Raw genomic sequence first — 16,520 nt, 5'->3', positions numbered from 1 at the left:
GCCCGCGGCCGTGTACTCGACGGTGTTGGGACCGCTCAGATGAGTGGAGGCAGGCCATGACCGCGACGATCGGCACGACCCCGGCAGCCGCGCACCACCCGGCGCCGGAACCGGCCCCGGTGGCGCGCCAGCTGCTCGTCGGCCGCGACGACGGCTACGGCGATCTCGCCCTGGAACGGTTCGCGCTCGCCCCCGGTGCCGGGGCGTGGCACGCCCCGGCCGCGCCATGCGACCGGCTGCTCGTCGTCCTCGCCGGCCGGGCCCGGGTGGGCGTCGAGGCCGGCGGGCCGTCGGTGGAGCTCGCTGCGGACGAGGTCGTGCACGTGGCGGGCGGGCACGCCCACCGGGTCGAGGTGCTCGCCCCCGGGCCCGGCGGGTGCCTGGAGTGGATCCTGCTGGCGGGTCCCCGGCCGGCCCCTCAGCCGTAGAGGTCGGGACGGCGGTCGGCCAGGTAGGGGTTCGCCCGCCGCGACACCGCCAGCGCGGACCGGTCGAGCTCGGCCACCAGCAGCTCCGGGTCGCGGCCCGCCCGCACCACGGCGCCGTCCGGCCCGGCGACGCAGGACAGCCCGCCGTAGGTCAGCGACCCCTCGGTGCCGCACCAGTTGGCGTAGGCCACGTACACCTGGCTCTCCCACGCCCTGGCCGGGACGAGCACCCGGGGCACGTGGTCGTAGGGGAGCATGTTCGCGGTCGGGACCAGCACCGCGTCGGCGCCGGCCAGCGCCAGCGCGCGGACGGTCTCGGGGAACTCGACGTCGTAGCAGACCAGCAGGCCCAGCCCCCAGCCGTTCCAGGTCGCGACGGCGGGCGGGGTGTCCGAGGCGGTGAAGCAGGCCCGGTCGAGCGCGCCGAACAGGTGCGTCTTGCGGTACCCGGCGAGCCGGGTCCCGTCCGGCCCGACCAGTGCGACGGCGTTGGCGACCCGTCCGCCGTGGCGCTCCGGGTAGCCGTAGAGCACCGCCGTCCCCGACGTCCTGGCGATCGCGGCGACGGCGTCCGCCGACGGCCCGTCGGCCGGTTCGGCGAGCGCGGCGACCGCATCGGCGCCGATGTCGTAGCCGGTCAGGAACATCTCCGGGGTGACGAGCAGGTCCGCGTCCGCGGCGGCGCACGCCTCGGCGAGCCGGGCGAGGTTCCCGGCCACGTCGTGCGGCCGGGAGACGGTCTGCAGCAGCGCGACGCGCATCAGTCCGGCAGCGCGGGCGGCGCGAGCTCGGCGAACCGGTCCCCGGGACCGGGGTTGTCCGGCGGGGTGGACCCGCCCAGGTGCGCGACGATCCCCCAGACCGCGTTCAGCGCGGTCTGCACCGCGCCCTCCGCCCAGGCCGGGGTCCACGACACGTCGTCGCCCGCCATGAAGATCCCGCGTTCGGCGGCGGGCAGGTCGTCCTGCACGAAGTGGCAGTACATCCGCCGGTTGTAGCGGTAGTGCCCGGGCAGGGCGCCCTTGAACGCACCGAGGCTGTGCGGGTCGGACTCCCAGGTCACGGTGATCGGGTCGCCGATGACGTGCGCCCCGACGTCGACGGTCGGGTAGATCTTGCGCAGCGCGCCCAGCGCCAGCTCGACCCGCTTCTCGACCGGGTACGGCAGCATCTTCAGCGAGTCGCTCATCCACGAGTACGACAGGCAGATCACCCCGGGCCGGTCCGGCCCGTTGTCGAACAGGTACGTGCTGCGGGTGAGCCGGTCGGTCAGCGTGGTGGACATGACCTCGCGCCCGGTCGCCGGGTCGACGTCGCGCCAGAACGGCCGGTCCACCATCACGAACGTCTTGGTCGACTGCATGTAGCGGGTGCGGTCCAGGGCCATCCACACCTCCTGGCCGAACAGCGACTCGTCGGTGTCGATCTGGGTGGACAGCAGCCAGCTCTGGCAGGTGGTGAGCACCGCGGGCACGTCGCGGGTGCCGCCGTAGACGTCGGTGACACGGATCGTGTCCGCGTCGAGGCGGTGCCGCCGCGCGACACCCGGCCGGGTCCCGCCCCCGTGCAGCGACGACAGGCTGGTTCCGGCGGGCCAGTGCACCGGGTCGTCGGGGGTGCGCGTCCACAGCCCCTGCGGCACCTGCTCCACCCCGCCGACGACGAGCAGCTGGTCCTCGTCGCAGCCGGTCAGCACCACCCGCAGGATCTCCAGCATCGAGTTCGGGAAGTCCGAGTCCCAGCCGCCGGTCCCGAAGCCGACCTGCCCGAACGCCTCGCGGTGGGCGAAGGACAGGTCGGAGAACGCCTTCGAGGTGGACACGAAGTCGTAGAAGGTGCGGTCGTCCCAGACCTCGACGAGCTCCGCCCAGAGCGCCCGGATGCGCCCGACGTCGCGCTCGCGGATCGCCTGCTGCAGGTCGGTGAAGCCCGCGCCCTCCTCCAGCGCGCTCGCCCAGGCGTCGGCGACCTCGGTGAAGAACGGGGGCAGGTCGGCCAGGGTCCGGCCGTAGTACGTCCGCCCGTGCAGGTCGATCACCGTGCTGCCGGCCGCCTCCGTCAGCGGGTTCGGGAACGGCGCGGTGGGCAGCCCGAGCAGGTCGACGTAGTGGTGGAACGCCGTCGAGGAGCGGGGGAAGCGCATCCCGCCCAGCTCGGCGACGATCCCGTCGGCACCCTCGAAGGGCTGCGAGCGCAGCCGTCCGCCCAGGTGGGAGGACTCGTACACGACCGGCCGCAGCCCGATGCGCATCAGCTCGTAGGCGGCGACGAGCCCGGCGATCCCGGCCCCGACGACCACGACCTCGGTCCCCAGCCGGTCCGGTGGGACCTGGCCGAGCCCGGCCGGGTGGGTCAGCCAGTCGTCGTAGGGGAAGGGGAAGTCCGGGCCGAACGCGGTGACGGGTGGCTGCTCGGGGCTCATGGGTGGGCTCCTCGGGTCGTGTGCCGGGGATCACCCGGCCCCGCGACCCTATCGAGGACTCCGCCCCGGATCAGCCCTTTCCGCGCCGCGAGCGCACGACGCCGGTGACGATCCGCTGGTAGGTGGTCGGCAGCAGCCGCACCATCGAGTCGATGGCCCACGCGTCCGGTCCGATGAGGACACGGCGCTGGTTGCGCCGCACGCCGTCCAGGATGGTCTTCGCGGCCCGGTCCGGGGTGGTGGTGAGCATCCGCTCGAACTCGGCGGTGGCGTCGGCGGCCGGGCGGCCGGTGGCGGCGGCGACGCTGTCGTCGACCCGGGCGGCCTTCGCGATGTTGGTGCGGATCCCGCCGGGGTGCACGCAGGTCGCGGACACCGGGGACCCGGTGAGCTCGAGGTCCTGGCGCAGCGACTCGGTGAACCCGCGGACCGCGTACTTGCTCGCGTTGTAGCCGCTCATCAGGGGCTGCGCGGCGACGCCGAAGATGCTCGACAGATTGACCACGTGGCCGGCGCCCGCGGTCTCCATGTGCGGCAGGAACGCCTTGGTCCCGTGGACCACACCCCAGAAGTTGATGTCCATGATCCAGCGGTAGTCCTCCAGGGACAGTGCCCCGGTGGTGCCCGACAGCGCGACGCCGGCGTTGTTGACGATCATGTGGACGGCACCGTGGTCGGCGACGACGGCGTCGGCCCAGCCGTAGACGGCCTTCTCGTCGGCGACGTCGAGCTCGGCGGTGGTGACCCGTACCTGCGGCCCGGCGAGCGCGGCGGTCTCGTCGAGGCCCGCGGCGTCCCGGTCGGCCAGGGCGAGGTGGCAGCCGTCGCCGGCGAGGCGCAGGGCCAGCGCGCGCCCGATGCCGGATCCGGCTCCGGTGATCGCGGCGGTACGACCGGTGAAGGACTTCATCGTCGGCTCCTCACGAGCGGGTGTGGTGGGCGACCCTAATCTGATGACGCGTGATTCCACATAGCGGGGTGACCGGCGTCATCCCAGGCCGGTACCGCCCACGAGGAAGAGGGCGAGCGCGTCCGTGACCCGGTCGCGGGGCGGGTCGAACCCGCTCACCGTCCAGGTCATGACGACGTGGCTGATCCCGCCGATGACGGCGTCGGCGCGCAGCCGGGTGGCGGTGGCGTCGGCGGGGGAGGGGGCGGCGTGGTCCGCGGTGAGCGCCAGGAGCAGCCGCCCGAAGCCGGACATGGTCTCCAGCGAGGTCCGCTCGACCTCGGGGCTCACGCCGAGCACCTCGAACCAGACCACCCGGGCGAGCCGCGGGTCGTCCTCCACCACGCGCAGGAACGCGTCGAGGCCGGCCCGGGCCAGCGTGAGCGGGTCGGTGCCGGGCGCCGCGGCCAGTGCGGGAGGCACCGCGTCCCGGAGGCGGGCGGTGCACTCGGCGTAGACGGCGAGCAGCAGCGCCTCGGTGCCGTCGAAGCACTCGTAGAAGTACCGGTCGGCGACGCGTGCCTCCCGGCAGATCCGGCGCACGGTCGCCGCCCGGTAGCCGTCGGTCCCGAGCACCTGCAGTCCCGCGTCGAGCAGCCGGCGGCGACGGTCCTCGGCGCGGTCCGACGCGGACGCGCCCGCGTAGGTCCGGCCGGTGCTCATCCCGCCATTCCAGCACGGGCGGATCGCACCCCCGGGCTTCCCCGGTACGGCGCCACGTCTGTTCCGACCGGGTGAACCTGCTGTGTACGACCGGCCTTGCGCGCGACGCTCCGACAAACAGTCCGCGTGCTCTGTCTCCCGGGCTCGCCGTGACCCCCGGCGCGGCGCTGCACGGTCATGGGCACTACACCTAGCCGTTCGCGAACAGCTCATCGAGGGCGGCGGCGAGGATGATCACCCGACTGCTGGCTCGGCGTTCGCCCTGCGTGCGACGGGGCCGGTGCGGACGCGGTCCGTCCGCGGGGGAGACCATGCGGGGCAGGGTAGCCCCCGCCGATGTCTGTACACGCTGCTCCACCCGACCCTGGGGTTCGTCACCCGAGGGGGTGTCGACGATCGACGACGTACCGGTCCCGGGGTCGCTGCCGGCGGCCTCCGCGGCCGAGCAGGCGGCGTTCGCGCGGCGGGCCCGGCGGTAGGGGCTCGGCGAGGCGTGGCTGCTCATGGGGGTGCCGTGGGTGATGCCGGACATGCTGTCGCCGTCCTCGGCTCGGGCATGTCGGCGAACCCGGCGATCTGATCCGTCCCGGCCGTCCGGGACGGATCAGCGGACGGGGCCGGGCTCCCGGCGCCGGACCTGCTCGACGACGGCCTCGGCCGCGGGCTCGGTGACGTCGCGGTTGAACGGCAGCCGCGCCAGCGCCGACCCCATAGCGCAGGTGTTGCTCAGCGCAGAGAAGGTGAGTCCGGCGCCGATGCCGCCCGCGAGCAGTCGCAGCTTCGGTGTGACGAGACGGCCGCCGAGGATCCCGGTCAGCACCAGGGACCCGGCGACGAGCCGGACCTGGCGCTCCAGGGCCCATGCGGTGCGGCCGCGTACGACCTCGTGGCCCGCGGCGATCCAGGCGGCCACCCCGCCGTCGAGCACGTGGGCGCGGTCCAGCCCGACGGTGGCGAGGTGCCTGCGGCCCTGCTCGGCGCGCACACCCGACTGGCAGACCAGCACCAGCGGCGACGACGGGTCGTCGAGATGGCGGGCGAGCTCGGCCGCGTGCTCGGCGAGGGTGTTCAGCGGGACGTGGTACGAGCCGCGGATGTGCTGCGCCTCGAACTCGGCGGCGCTGCGCACGTCGACGACCAGCGGCTCGGACCACTCGCGCAGGGCGGCGGGGGTCACGGTGCGGGTGGCGGGCTGTGCGGTCACGGGATTCCTCGGGAAGGTGGGACGGGAACTCAGGCGAGGGAGAGGAACAGCTTCTCGAGCTGGGCGACGTCGACCTCGCGCTCGCCGTCGGCGTTCTCGGTCAGGCAGTGGCGCAGGCCGGTCGAGATGATCTTGAATCCGGCGCGGTCCAGGGCCTTGGACGCCGCGGACAGCTGGGTCACGACGTCACGGCACTCGCGGCCGTCCTCGATCATCCGGATCACCCCGGCGATCTGGCCCTCGACCCGGCGCAGCCGGGCGACGACGTCGGTGAGTTCCGTGGGGCGTACCTCCACGACGCACCGCCTCTCCTTCGATGTTCCCCCGACTGTACCCCAGGGGGTATATGCGCTGCGCCTCCCGAGACGGGTGTAACACCGGTCCGCGTACTTCGATCTGCAGAGTGAGTACGACGGAAGCGGGTGGGATGGACCGGGGCGGACCGTACGAGCGGTACTACGCGGAGCGCGAGGCGTCGGGGGAGCGCACCGTTCTGTGGCCGTGGCTTTTCCTGGCGCTGGTCGTCCCGCTGCTGCTCGCCCGCTCGTTCACCGTGTCCGACGACTCGGCCCAGGCGACCGCCACCCACGAGGCGACGTCGCCGGCCCCGTCGGGCGAGGTCGCCGAGGGCGTGTACCGGTCCGGCTTCGACGTCGTGCCCGGCACCTGGACGACCGTCGGTCCGCTCGCGGGAACCGGCTGCGGCTACGTCCGGAGCGCACCGGACGGGGTCGAGATCGCCCGCGCCGTCCTGCACGGACCCGGTGCGGCCCGGATCGCCGACGGCGAGTCCGTGGTCTTCACCGGCAGCTGCGTCTGGACGGCGGGCTGAAGCCGGTCAGAGAGTGCCGGTGAGTGACTGCAGCGCCAGGCTGCTCGCGCCGACCAGGATCCACAGACCCGCGCCGAGCAGCAGCGGACGCGGACCGGCGCGACGGACGTCGGACAGGCGCATCGAGAGTCCGATCCCGGCCAGCGCTGTCGTGATCAGGAACGTGCCGAGCGTGGTGATCGCCGGGTGCCAGGCCTCGGGCACCAGTCCGGCGCTGGTCAGCGCGGAGGCGACGACGAACCCGATCAGGAAGGTCGGGACGAGCTTGCGCCACGGGAGCGAACGCGTCCGCTCGCCGGCCGCCGCGGCCTCCCGCCGGGCGACCCGGGTCGCGAGCACGAGGACGATCGGGACCAGCATCAGTGTCCGGGTCAGCTTCACGATGACCGAGTAGGGCCCGGCGTCACCGCCGAAGGCGTATCCGGCGGCGACGACCGAGGACGTGTCGTTGATCGCCGTGCCCGCCCAGAGGCCGAACGCGTGCGGCGCCAGGCCCATCAGGTGGCCGAGCTGGGGGAAAACCAGCACGGCGACCACGTTGAAGGTGAAGATCGTGCCGATGGCGTAGGCGACCTGCGACTCCTTCGCCCGGATCACGGCCTGGGTCGCCGCGATGGCGGACGCCCCGCAGATCGCGGTACCGACGCCGATGAGGAGCTGGGCGTCGCCCCGCACCCCGAGCAGTCGTCCGAGTCCCCAGGCGCCGGCGAGGGCCACGGCGAGCGTGCCGAGCATGACCGGCAGCGAGGTCAGTCCCACGTGCGCGATCTGGGTCAGGGACAGCGTCAGGCCGAGCACCACGATCGAGGTCTGGAGGACCGGGCGGGAGGCGAAGGCCAGGCCGGGCCGGAGCCGGTCGCCGGGCCTGAGCGCGGTCGCGACGAGTACCCCGAGCACGATCCCGAAGACCGGTCCGCCGATCACGGGCACCTCGATCCCGGCCGCCGTGGCGACGGCGGCGACGACCAGCGCGACGGCGAGTCCAGGCAGGCGGTCGCGGACCCGGTCGGTGACGGTGGCTGTGGGGGTGCCGGTGGTCGAGGGGGCACGATCGGCGGTGGGCGCCATGGTGCGTACCTTCCGTTAATGTACGGACATTACCTCGTGGAACGGTAGCCCTCTCGTGATCGTGATGTCGACGGCCGGCCGGGGGTGCCCTTCCCCGGGCGTCGTGGAATCGGTGAGGATGGCCGGTATGGACCAGTTCGAGGCGGACGGCACGGCCGGGGGCGACGAGGGCGGAGGGGCCGCATTCGCGCTGGCAGGAGCGCCGCTGCCGTTGTCGGCGCCCGCGCGGGTGTACGTGTGCGGGATCACTCCGTACGACGTCACCCACCTGGGCCACGCCGCGACGTTCGTCTGGGCGGACGTGCTGACCCGGGTCGTGCGGTCGACCGGCACCCCGACCCGGGTGACCCGCAACGTGACCGACGTCGACGACGTCCTCACCCGTACCGCGGCCGAGCGCCGGGTCGACTACGACGAGTTCGGCCTGCGCCAGGAGTTCTGGTTCGACCGCACCATGGCCGACCTGCAGGTCGTCGCACCCGACCACGCCCCGCACGCGCGCCACCACGTGAAGCACGTGATCGCGCTGGCCGCGGCGCTGCTGGCCACCGGCGCCGCCTACGAGCGCGACGGCGCGGTGTACTTCCGCGGCGCCGGCGTCCCGGAGGCGGCGGGCCTGGACCGTGACACCGCGCTGGCCCTGTCCGCCGAGTACGGCGACGACCCCGGTGACCCGCACCGGGACGACCCGTTCGACGTGCCGCTGTGGAAGCCCGCCGCCGGCGACCACCCGGCGTGGCCGAGCCCCTGGGGGCCGGGACGCCCGGGCTGGCACGCCGAGTGCGCCGCGATGGCCCTGGCGACCCTCGGCGGTGTCGTCGACGTGCTCGCGGGCGGCGCCGACCTGGCGTTCCCGCACCACGCGTACCAGTCGGCGATGGCCGCGGCCGCGACCGGCGCGGGCCTGTTCGCCCGGCGCGGGTTCCAGGCCGGGATCGTGTCCGTCGACGGCGCCAAGATGGCCAAGTCCACCGGCAACCTCGTGCTGGTGCAGGACCTGCTCGCCGGCACCCCGGGGGCCGCGGTGCGCCTGTTCCTGCTGGACCGGCCGTGGGCGCAGCCGTGGGAGTACCGGCCCGAGGACCTCGCGCTCGCGACCGGGCGGCTGGAGGAGCTCTACGTCGCGGCCGGGCGCAAGCCCGGCTCGGCCGCCGCGGTGGACGCGGTGCGCGACGCGCTGCTCGACGACCTCGACATCCCCCGCGCGGTGGCGACGGCGCTGGAGTCGGGCGGCGAGGCGGCGCGCACGGTCATCCGGACCCTCGCCCTGCAGTGACCTCGGTCAGCGGGTCGCGGTCAGCGCCACCATGGCGCCGATCGGTCCCCACGACGGCGCGGCCGGGAACCGCTCGACGGTGCCGGGCACGAACCCTGCGGCGGTGACCGCGGCCTCGGTGTCACGGTCGAGCCGGCAGCCTGCCGCCATCCGCTCCCACACCGGGGCCAGCCGCCGTCGCCAGGTCGCGGGCCGGCCGTGCCCGACGACGTGCTCGATCGCCACCAGCCGCCCGCCCGGGCGCAGCACCCGGTGCGCCTCGGCCAGTGCCTGCGCCGGGTCGGGGACGGTGCAGAGCACGAGGGTGAACACCACCGCGTCGACCGAGCCGTCGGCGGCGGGCAGTGCGTCGGCGCCCGCCCCGCTCACGGTCAGCGGGACGGCGCAGGCCGCGGCGCGGTCGTCGAGCCTGCGGCGCATGGCCGGGTCCGGTTCGAGGGCGATCACCTCGTCGGCGGCGCGGTAGTACGGCAGGTTGGCGCCGGTGCCCGCGCCGACGTCGAGGACGCGGCCGGTCAGGTCGCCGACCAACGCCGCCCGGCGCGGGCCGAGAACCCGGCGCTCGACGGGATCGAGGACGCGGTCGTACAGCGCGGCGAAGATGCGGTGCTCACCGGTGGACACGGCGGCACGCTACCCGGCGACGACCGGCAGGCCCGCCGCCGCGGCGTTGCCGAACACGTCGTCGATCGCCACGACCTCGATCCCGCGGGCGTCGAGCAGCCCGGCCACGACGGCGGCCCGGTAGCCACCGGCGCAGTGCACCCAGACCGGCCCGGCCGGGACCTCGTCGAGCCGGTCGAGGACCTCGTGGACCGGGATCCCGACCGAGCCGCGCACCCACCCGCCGGCCCGCTCGGGGTTCCGGCGGACGTCGAGGACCGACGGGCGCGCGCCACGGTCGTACTCGGCGGCGAGATCGGCGAACGTGGCCTGGCGGAAGCTGTGCAGCGGCGCGTCGCCGGCCCACTCCTCGGGCTTGCCGGTCGCGGCCGCGGCCGGCCGGTCGATCCCGATCCGGACGAGCTCGCGCTGCGCCTCGGCGACGTCCGCCGCGGTCTCCCCGAGCAGTGTCACCGGTGTCCCCCACGGCATGAGCCAGCCGAGATAGGTCACGAACTGGCCGCCGAGCCCGATGTTGACCGTCCCGGCGACGTGCCCGGCCGCGAACGCGGTCCCGGTACGCAGGTCGACGACCCACTCGCCCGCGTCGATGCGCCGCCGCAGCTCGGCCGGGTCGGCCTCGGCCGGAGCGGACAGGTCGATCTCGTCCGGCCCGGCGGCGTTGGCGGGTCCCATGTGCGCGTAGTACGCGGGGAACGCGTCGAGCCCGGCCAGCAGCTCGCGGACCCACTCGTCCTGCTCACGGGTCAGCGCGGGGTTGGCCGCCTTCTCCGCCCCGATGGTGCTCGCGGTGCCGGTGGCCTGGGTGGCGGAGCAGAAGCTGCCGAAGCCGTGGGTCGGGAAGATCTCGGTGGCGTCGGGCAGCTCCGCGGCGAGCCGCCGGGCGGAGCGCCACTGGGCGTGGGCGAGCGTGTCGGTGTGGTCGGGTCCCAGCAGGTCGGGACGGCCGGTGGAGCCGTACAGGAGTGATCCGCCGGTGAAGACGACCACCGGCTCGGCGCCGGGCACGGAGCCGTCGGAGACGGCGAACGACAGGTGGGTGTGGGTGTGTCCCGGGGTGTGCAGGACCCGGACGTGCATCGTGCCGACCTCGACGACCTGACCGTCGCGGACGCCGACGCGTTCGAAGGAGACCGGGTCGTCGGCGTTGAGCAGGTACAGCGCGCCGGTCGCGCGGGCCAGCTGGACACCACCGGTGACGTAGTCGTTGTGGATGTGGGACTCGAACACGTGGGTGATCCGGACGCCCGCCTCGTCGGCGGCGGCGCGGATCCGGTCGTGGTCGCGCTGGGGATCGACGACGAGGGCGACCTCGCCGTCGTGCGCCAGGTAGCTGCGGTCTCCCAGGCCGGGCGTCTCGACGGTCAGAACGGTGATCATGTCCGGTCCTCTCGGCACTGACTTCGGGGCACCTGCCGCAACCCGATCAAATGATCGTACATTCCAAAGCCTAGCTGTGAGCTGGATCGCAAGAAGGGGTCGATCGAGGGGTCTGACGGGCCGAATCCGGACCATTGTGCCCAGGCAATGCGCCCGATAGCCTCTATGTACGTACATTTGAGGAGGCGACGAACATGCCGGGACACCGGATCGTCATCGTGGGCGGCGGCAGCGCGGGCATCAGCGTCGCGGCCCGGTTGCGCCGGGCGGGGGAGCGCGACGTCGCCGTCGTCGACCCCGCGGTGACGCACTACTACCAGCCGCTGTGGACGCTCGTCGGCGGCGGCCGGGCGCCGGTGGAGCAGAGCGCGCGCCCGCAGGCCTCGGTCATGCCCAAGGGCGTGACGTGGATCCGCAGGGGCGCGGTCTCGGTGGACCCGGACGCCCGCTCGGTCGAGCTCGACGACGGGTCGAGCGTGGAGTACGAGTACCTGGTGATGTGCCCGGGGATCCAGCTGGACTGGGCCAAGGTCACCGGCCTGTCCGACGCCCTGGGGCGCGACGGGGTGTCGAGCAACTACGAGTACCAGCTCGCGCCCGCGACCTGGAAGTTCATCCGGGAGCTGCGGAAGGGCACCGCGGTGTTCACCATGCCCGGTGGCCCGATCAAGTGTGCGGGAGCGCCGCAGAAGATCGCCTACCTCGCCGCCGACCACTGGCGGGAGCAGGGCGTGCTGCGCGACATCGACGTGCACCTGGTGCTGCCGACGCCGGGCATGTTCGGCGTACCGGAGTTCGCGAAGGTGCTCGAGGGCGTCGCCGCCCGCTACGGCATCCAGGTCCACTTCCAGAGCGAGATGACCTCGGTGAATGCCGGCGCGAAGGAGATCACCGTCGTCGACCACGCGGCGGGCGACACGACCTCGACCCTGTCCTACGACGTGCTGCACGCCGTCCCGCCGCAGAGCGCGCCGGACTGGGTGAAGAAGAGCGCGCTGGCCGACCCGAACAATCCGGCGGGCTATGTCGAGATCGACAAGCACACCCTGCAGCACACGCGGTACCCGAACGTGTTCGCCCTCGGCGACGCCGGGTCCTCGCCGAACTCGAAGACCGGTGCGGCCATCCGCAAGCAGGCACCGGTGGTCGCCCGGAACCTGCGCGACGTCATGGCGGGGCGCACGCCGTCGGCGAGCTACGGCGGCTACGCGTCCTGCCCGCTGACGACCTCGCGGCACCACATGTTGCTCGCCGAGTTCGACTACACGATGACGCCGACGCCGTCGATCCCCGGGATCGACACCATCAAGGAGCGGAGGGACATGTGGCTGCTCAAGCGCTACGGCCTCCCCGCGATGTACTGGAACGCGATGCTCCGCGGTCTCGCCTGAGTCCCCGCACCGACGACGCCCCGGCCGGATCCCGGCCGGGGCGCCGTCGTCGGCGGGCGGATCAGGTGGTGGCCGGTGTCGCGACCGGCCGGGAGCCGTCGGCCCAGGCACCGAACCCGCCGAGCAGGTCGTCGACGGTGGCGAAGCCCCGGGCACGCAGCACCGACGCCGCGATCGAGGAGCGGTAGCCGCCCGCGCAGTAGACGACGGTCGGGGTGGCCGGGTCGAGCTCGCCGAGCCGCGAGACGAGGGCGGGCAGCGGGATCGGCACGGCTCCCGGGACGAGCCCGGACCCGGCGACCTCGCCCGGGCCGCGGACGTCGACGACCTGCGTCCCGTCCGGCAGGGCGGCCAGCTCGGTGGCGGTCACCCGGCCGGCCGAGCGCAGGCGCTCCGGCGGTGCGGCGGACACCCCGCCGTCGAGCTCACCCCGCACCCGGTCGAAACCGATCCGGGCGAGCCGGTTGCGCGCCTCGACCGCCGTGCCGGGGTCGCCGACCAGGACGAGGTCGGCGTCGGCCGGCACGACCTGACCGGCCATCTCGGCGAACCGGCCGCCGAGGCCCACGTTGACCGAGCGCGGGAGGTGTGCGGCGGCGAAGTCCTGCGGATCGCGGGTGTCGAGCAGCACGGCCCCGTCGCGGACCAGCTCGTCGACCTGCAGCAACGACAGCGCGGGGACACGCGAGGTCTCGTCGAGCACCGGCCGGGACTCGCGGTTGCGCTGCGAGGCGTGCGCGAAGTACATCGGCGCCACCGACTGGCCCTCGGTGACGGCGGCGACGAAGGCGTTCTCGTCCATCGGCGCCAGCGCGTAGTTGGTACGGCGCTGCTCGCCGATGGTGCTGGAGGTCTCGGTCGACAGGTTCTTCCCACAGGCCGACCCGGCGCCGTGGGCCGGGAAGACCCGGGTCCCGTCCGGCAGGGTGAGCAGCCGGCGGCGGGTGGAGCGATAGAGGGCGCGGCCGAGCTCCTCGGCGGACCAGCCGGCCCCGCCGAGCAGGTCGGGACGACCGACGTCTCCGATGAACAGCGTGTCGCCGGTCAGTACGCCCCAGGGCGCGGCGCCGGGCTGGTCGCGCACGACCAGGCAGATCGACTCCGGCGTGTGGCCGGGGGTGTGCAGGACCTCCAGGCTCACCGAGCCCAGGGACAGGATCTGCCCGTCGGCGAGCGGTTCCACCGGGAACTCGACCTGCGCGGCGTCGCCGTAGGAGATGGGGGAGCGGGTCGCGGTCGCCAGCTCCAGGTGCCCGGAGAGGAAGTCCGCGTGCACGTGGGTCTCGAGCACCCGCTCGATGCGGAGGCCCTCGGCCTCGGCGTCGGCCAGGTAGAGCGCGACGTCCCGCTGTGGGTCGACGACGACGGCGCGGCCGGTGGCCCGGTCGCCGATCAGGTAGGACGCCTGGGACAGACAGCCCAGGTAGTACTGCCGGAAGACGAGGTCACCGCTGCGCTGCCACGCACCGGCCTCGACGGGGTCCGCTCCCATGATGCCCTCCTGGGGATGTGACGCTGTACAAATGACCGTACATTCATCGCGGTCCGCCGTCGAGGGGCGGCGGGTCACATGCGACCGGTCGGGCTGTTGCGCGATGGGGGGCCGCGTGGTGTCGTGATCCCCGTGTGTCCCGCAGCTCCGTCGGTCGATCGCGGCTTCGTCGTGTGCCTGATCGCCACCGACCAGCTGTCGGTCGACGACCGTCACTGTCGCCCGGGAGTCCGAGCGGCCCGGTAGTACCGGAGTCGCTCCCGTCCGTCCCGACCCACCGGATCACCGGAGCGACCGTGCGCACGTCCGTCCGTCCCCACCCGTCCGACTCCCCGGCCGCCTCCGCCGCCGAGCCGGCCGCCGCCCGCCCGTCCGCGGCGGACGCGCCCCCGCCCGTGGACACCCCGGGCGACGGCGGCACCGGCGGCCGTCCGGGGGTGGCGCCCGATCCGGCCTGCTCGGCCGGGTGGCCGTGGCCGTGCGGGCCGCGCACGGGTCCGGCGTGCCGTTCTGACGTTTCTCCGGGCCGGTGCTCCGGCCCGGACGCCGTCCCGCCCCCGGCTGCGACCCGTCCCCGCCCGTCTCCCGTCCGAGCCGGCGCCCGCCCGTGGGTTGGACCATGACTCCGGCGTGGTCCGTGGCACTCCGGGGGGACTTGCTCACCGACGCTAAATGACCGTACATTCAAGGAGTGTCCGACACCGAGACCGATGCCCCCGGCCCCGCCGTGATCCGGCGCGAGCCCGGCCGTCTGCTCTGGGAACAGCTGCTCGACGACCTGCGGCGCCGCCTCGATCTCGACGCGTTCACCGACGGGTTCCCCGGCGAGCTGGCGCTGGTGGAGGAGTACGGCGTCAGCCGGCACACCGTCCGGCAGGCGGTCAAGGTACTGCGCGACGAGGGCCGTGTCGTCGGGACGCGCGGACGCCCGTCGCGCCAGGCCGAGCCGGTCGAGATCGCCCAGCGGCTCGGTGCGCTCTACAGCCTCAATGCGTCGGTGCGCGCGATGGGCCTGGAACAGCAGAGCGTGGTGCGGGCGCTGGACACCCGCGCCGACGGCGTCGTCGCGGCCCGGCTCGGGCTGGAGGAGTCCACACCGCTGGTCCACCTGGAACGCCTGCGGTTCGCCGGCGGCGACCCGCTCGCCCTGGACCGGGTGTGGCTCCCGCTCGACCTCGCCGCCCCGCTGCTGAAGGCCGACTTCACCACCGGTGCGCTCTACGAGCGCTACGCCGAGCTCTGCGGGGTCGTCCTCACCGGCGGCGAGGAGACCATCCAGCCCATCCTGCCCACTTCCGCCGAGCACCGGCTGCTGGGCGGCAGCCCGTCCACCGCCGCGTTCTCGATCCGGCGCCTCGGCTGTGCCAAGGGGCGCCCGGTGGAGTGGCGCCAGACCCTCGTCCGCGGCGACCGCTTCGTCCTGCGCGCGGACTTCTCCGCCAAGGACGGCTACCAGCTCGACCTGCTCGGCTCCCCCGACCGGAAGGACCCACGACGATGACCACGCCCGACCAGATCCCGCAGACCGACCCGGTGGACGCCCGGGAGCTCGCCGCCGGCGGGGCCCTGCTGCTCGACGTCCGCGAGTCCGCGGAGTGGAGCGCCGGGCACATCGAGGGCGCCGTGCACACCCCGCTCGGGGAGCTGGACCCGATGACGTTCGACCAGGACCGGATGGTCGTGGCCGTCTGCCGTTCCGGGAACCGGTCCGGCCGGGCCGCGGCGGCGCTGGCCGACGCCGGGATCGACGTCCGGAACATGGCCGGTGGCATGACGGCCTGGTCCGAGGCCGGCCTCCCGTTCGTCGACGACGACGGCGGACCCGGGACCGTCGCATGACCGGCGTCCTGGCCGGAGCGCTGGGTCTGGTGGTCGGACTCGTCATCGGGACCCTCGGTGGGGGCGGTGGCGTGCTCGCCGTGCCCGCGCTGGTCTACGCGCTCGGCCAGGACGCCCGCACGGCGACCACCGGCAGCATCGTCATCGTCGGCATCATCTCCGCCGCCGGCGTCCTGGCCCGGCTGCGCGGTCGCACCATCGACTGGCGGACCGGTGTCGGGTTCGGGATCGTCGGCGTGCCCACCGCCTGGGCGGGGTCGCTGCTCAACCGTGCTGTGCCCCAGCCCGTCCTGCTGCTGTCCTTCGCGGCCCTCACCCTCGCCATCGCCGTGCTGATGCTGGTCAAGGGCGGGTCGTCGGGGCAGCAGGCCGACGGTGCGGCGGTCGCGGAGACCGGCGCCGCGGCCGGGGCGGAGCCGGCACCCCGCACCGCCGGGGCCCGGGGACGGTCGGCGCGACCGCCGTCCTCGCGGCCCCCGCGCGCCGGTCGGTGGCCCGCCGCATCGGCAGGATTGTCGCGGCCGGCTCGGTGGTCGGGTTCCTGGCCGGGTTCCTCGGGGTCGGCGGCGGGTTCCTCGTCGTCCCGGCCCTGACCATGCTCATGGGCCTGTCGATGCCCGCGGCGATCGGCACCTCGCTGCTCGTGCTCACCTTCAACTCGATCAGCTCGATGGGTGCCCGGATCGGGCACCTCGACCTGGACTGGGCGGTCATCGGGCCGTTCGCCGCGGTCGCGGTGCTCGGCGCGCTCGGCGGCAAGCTCGTCGCCGACCGGATGTCGGGCGCGGCGCTCAACCGGACGTTCGCCGGGCTGCTCGTCGTCGTCGGGCTGTTCGTCGGGGTGCAGAGCCTGCTCGCCCTCTGACCGCCCCGGGACCGCGCCGTTGCGGCTCTCCGGCCCTCCGGGTGCTCCCAGGGGAACTCTCGTTGCCCTAGAAGCCCCGAGGGTTCC

19 protein-coding genes are annotated in these 16,520 nt (G+C 74.0%); 8 read left to right on the top strand and 11 right to left on the bottom strand.

Translation table 11 applies throughout. From position 1 onward, the window contains the following. Positions 1 to 56: 56 nt before the first annotated feature. Entirely contained in the window at positions 57 to 428 is a 372-nt protein-coding gene (locus AC0GKK_RS14480; RefSeq protein WP_346102483.1) for a cupin domain-containing protein, read from the top strand. On the opposite strand, the gene AC0GKK_RS14475 is transcribed toward AC0GKK_RS14480, so the two are convergent. The 7 genes from AC0GKK_RS14475 to AC0GKK_RS14445 all read right to left on the bottom strand — a co-directional run bounded on the left by AC0GKK_RS14475 (position 419) and on the right by AC0GKK_RS14445 (position 5,962). Next, positions 419 to 1,189 carry a carbon-nitrogen hydrolase family protein gene (locus tag AC0GKK_RS14475; protein WP_482636291.1) on the bottom strand — a complete coding sequence of 257 codons (771 nt, stop codon included), beginning with the start codon at positions 1,187 to 1,189 and terminating at the stop codon, positions 419 to 421. The two genes, AC0GKK_RS14480 and AC0GKK_RS14475, sit on opposite strands and share 10 nt — an antisense overlap. Next, entirely contained in the window at positions 1,189 to 2,850 is a 1,662-nt protein-coding gene (locus AC0GKK_RS14470) for a flavin monoamine oxidase family protein (RefSeq protein WP_489881839.1), read from the bottom strand. Before AC0GKK_RS14470 ends, AC0GKK_RS14475 begins: the two co-directional genes overlap by 1 nt. A 70-nt stretch (positions 2,851 to 2,920) precedes the next feature. Then, positions 2,921 to 3,760 carry an SDR family NAD(P)-dependent oxidoreductase gene (locus AC0GKK_RS14465; RefSeq protein ID WP_489881838.1) on the bottom strand — a complete coding sequence of 280 codons (840 nt, stop codon included), beginning with the start codon at positions 3,758 to 3,760 and terminating at the stop codon, positions 2,921 to 2,923. Between the two features lie 78 nt (positions 3,761 to 3,838). Continuing rightward, a complete protein-coding gene (locus tag AC0GKK_RS14460) occupies positions 3,839 to 4,462 on the bottom strand; it encodes a TetR/AcrR family transcriptional regulator (protein ID WP_405420383.1) in 624 nt (207 codons plus the stop codon). Positions 4,463 to 4,652: 190 nt separating this feature from the next. Further along, positions 4,653 to 4,994, bottom strand: a complete 342-nt coding sequence (locus AC0GKK_RS14455; protein WP_482636294.1) for a hypothetical protein — start codon at positions 4,992 to 4,994, stop codon at positions 4,653 to 4,655. Positions 4,995 to 5,066: 72 nt separating this feature from the next. Then, complete coding sequence (locus tag AC0GKK_RS14450; RefSeq protein ID WP_489881837.1) at positions 5,067 to 5,666, bottom strand: rhodanese-like domain-containing protein; 600 nt, start codon at positions 5,664 to 5,666, stop codon at positions 5,067 to 5,069. Positions 5,667 to 5,695: 29 nt separating this feature from the next. Continuing rightward, positions 5,696 to 5,962 (bottom strand): metal-sensitive transcriptional regulator, encoded by a 267-nt coding sequence (locus tag AC0GKK_RS14445; protein ID WP_062399401.1) that lies wholly within the window; start codon positions 5,960 to 5,962, stop codon positions 5,696 to 5,698. 107 nt (positions 5,963 to 6,069) lie between these two features. Between AC0GKK_RS14445 and AC0GKK_RS14440 the strand changes: the two genes are divergently transcribed. Then, the gene (locus AC0GKK_RS14440; RefSeq protein WP_405420375.1) at positions 6,070 to 6,498 is read left to right on the top strand and encodes an Rv1352/Rv1906c domain-containing protein; all 429 of its coding nucleotides are present in this window, start codon (positions 6,070 to 6,072) and stop codon (positions 6,496 to 6,498) included. A 6-nt stretch (positions 6,499 to 6,504) separates the two neighbouring features. Here AC0GKK_RS14440 and AC0GKK_RS14435 read toward each other — a convergent pair whose 3' ends face one another. Next, on the bottom strand, positions 6,505 to 7,566 hold the full coding sequence (locus tag AC0GKK_RS14435) for a YeiH family protein (RefSeq protein WP_405420373.1): 1,062 nt from the start codon (positions 7,564 to 7,566) through the stop codon (positions 6,505 to 6,507). A 127-nt stretch (positions 7,567 to 7,693) separates the two neighbouring features. On the opposite strand from AC0GKK_RS14435, the gene AC0GKK_RS14430 reads away from it, so the two are divergent. Further along, the gene (locus AC0GKK_RS14430; RefSeq protein WP_405420371.1) at positions 7,694 to 8,842 is read left to right on the top strand and encodes a cysteine--tRNA ligase; all 1,149 of its coding nucleotides are present in this window, start codon (positions 7,694 to 7,696) and stop codon (positions 8,840 to 8,842) included. A gap of 6 nt (positions 8,843 to 8,848) precedes the next feature. On the opposite strand, the gene AC0GKK_RS14425 is transcribed toward AC0GKK_RS14430, so the two are convergent. Further along, on the bottom strand, positions 8,849 to 9,466 hold the full coding sequence (locus AC0GKK_RS14425; RefSeq protein WP_405420369.1) for a class I SAM-dependent methyltransferase: 618 nt from the start codon (positions 9,464 to 9,466) through the stop codon (positions 8,849 to 8,851). A 9-nt stretch (positions 9,467 to 9,475) separates the two neighbouring features. Then, positions 9,476 to 10,846, bottom strand: coding sequence for an MBL fold metallo-hydrolase (locus AC0GKK_RS14420; RefSeq protein ID WP_405420367.1), 1,371 nt, complete (start codon positions 10,844 to 10,846; stop codon positions 9,476 to 9,478). A 194-nt stretch (positions 10,847 to 11,040) separates the two neighbouring features. Here AC0GKK_RS14420 and AC0GKK_RS14415 point away from each other — a divergent pair, with 194 nt between their 5' ends. Beyond that, complete coding sequence (locus AC0GKK_RS14415; RefSeq protein WP_405420364.1) at positions 11,041 to 12,237, top strand: NAD(P)/FAD-dependent oxidoreductase; 1,197 nt, start codon at positions 11,041 to 11,043, stop codon at positions 12,235 to 12,237. Positions 12,238 to 12,298: 61 nt separating this feature from the next. Here the strand turns inward: AC0GKK_RS14415 and AC0GKK_RS14410 are convergent, their stop codons facing one another. After that, positions 12,299 to 13,729, bottom strand: a complete 1,431-nt coding sequence (locus AC0GKK_RS14410; protein WP_345650340.1) for an MBL fold metallo-hydrolase — start codon at positions 13,727 to 13,729, stop codon at positions 12,299 to 12,301. A gap of 691 nt (positions 13,730 to 14,420) precedes the next feature. On the opposite strand from AC0GKK_RS14410, the gene AC0GKK_RS14405 reads away from it, so the two are divergent. Genes AC0GKK_RS14405 through AC0GKK_RS14390 form a run of 4 tightly spaced genes read left to right on the top strand, consistent with a single transcriptional unit; the run spans position 14,421 to position 16,433 of the window. Continuing rightward, positions 14,421 to 15,230, top strand: a complete 810-nt coding sequence (locus AC0GKK_RS14405) for a GntR family transcriptional regulator (protein ID WP_405420361.1) — start codon at positions 14,421 to 14,423, stop codon at positions 15,228 to 15,230. Continuing rightward, entirely contained in the window at positions 15,227 to 15,568 is a 342-nt protein-coding gene (locus AC0GKK_RS14400) for a rhodanese-like domain-containing protein (RefSeq protein ID WP_489881836.1), read from the top strand. The genes AC0GKK_RS14405 and AC0GKK_RS14400 overlap by 4 nt, the downstream gene beginning before the upstream one ends. Further along, entirely contained in the window at positions 15,565 to 16,161 is a 597-nt protein-coding gene (locus tag AC0GKK_RS14395; RefSeq protein ID WP_489881835.1) for a TSUP family transporter, read from the top strand. Before AC0GKK_RS14400 ends, AC0GKK_RS14395 begins: the two co-directional genes overlap by 4 nt. Continuing rightward, the gene (locus AC0GKK_RS14390; protein ID WP_489881834.1) at positions 16,098 to 16,433 is read left to right on the top strand and encodes a TSUP family transporter; all 336 of its coding nucleotides are present in this window, start codon (positions 16,098 to 16,100) and stop codon (positions 16,431 to 16,433) included. Before AC0GKK_RS14395 ends, AC0GKK_RS14390 begins: the two co-directional genes overlap by 64 nt. The last annotated feature ends 87 nt before the right edge of the window (positions 16,434 to 16,520 follow it).

This window comes from Pseudonocardia sp. P-1 (genome assembly GCF_058111925.1).
Note: the sequence above shows the minus strand (reverse complement) of the source record. Positions and strands in the feature narration are given on the sequence as shown.

Excerpts from the sequence above, each read along its gene's own strand:
- AC0GKK_RS14480 (WP_346102483.1), top strand. The coding sequence starts at position 57 with ATGACCGCGACGATCGGCACGACCCCGGCAGCCGCGCACCACCCGGCG.
- AC0GKK_RS14475 (WP_482636291.1), bottom strand. The coding sequence starts at position 1,189 with ATGCGCGTCGCGCTGCTGCAGACCGTCTCCCGGCCGCACGACGTGGCC.
- AC0GKK_RS14470 (WP_489881839.1), bottom strand. The coding sequence starts at position 2,850 with ATGAGCCCCGAGCAGCCACCCGTCACCGCGTTCGGCCCGGACTTCCCC.
- AC0GKK_RS14465 (WP_489881838.1), bottom strand. The coding sequence starts at position 3,760 with ATGAAGTCCTTCACCGGTCGTACCGCCGCGATCACCGGAGCCGGATCC.
- AC0GKK_RS14460 (WP_405420383.1), bottom strand. The coding sequence starts at position 4,462 with ATGAGCACCGGCCGGACCTACGCGGGCGCGTCCGCGTCGGACCGCGCC.
- AC0GKK_RS14455 (WP_482636294.1), bottom strand. The coding sequence starts at position 4,994 with ATGTCCGGCATCACCCACGGCACCCCCATGAGCAGCCACGCCTCGCCG.
- AC0GKK_RS14435 (WP_405420373.1), bottom strand. The coding sequence starts at position 7,566 with ATGGCGCCCACCGCCGATCGTGCCCCCTCGACCACCGGCACCCCCACA.
- AC0GKK_RS14430 (WP_405420371.1), top strand. The coding sequence starts at position 7,694 with ATGGACCAGTTCGAGGCGGACGGCACGGCCGGGGGCGACGAGGGCGGA.
- AC0GKK_RS14420 (WP_405420367.1), bottom strand. The coding sequence starts at position 10,846 with ATGATCACCGTTCTGACCGTCGAGACGCCCGGCCTGGGAGACCGCAGC.
- AC0GKK_RS14415 (WP_405420364.1), top strand. The coding sequence starts at position 11,041 with ATGCCGGGACACCGGATCGTCATCGTGGGCGGCGGCAGCGCGGGCATC.
- AC0GKK_RS14410 (WP_345650340.1), bottom strand. The coding sequence starts at position 13,729 with ATGGGAGCGGACCCCGTCGAGGCCGGTGCGTGGCAGCGCAGCGGTGAC.
- AC0GKK_RS14400 (WP_489881836.1), top strand. The coding sequence starts at position 15,227 with ATGACCACGCCCGACCAGATCCCGCAGACCGACCCGGTGGACGCCCGG.
- AC0GKK_RS14395 (WP_489881835.1), top strand. The coding sequence starts at position 15,565 with ATGACCGGCGTCCTGGCCGGAGCGCTGGGTCTGGTGGTCGGACTCGTC.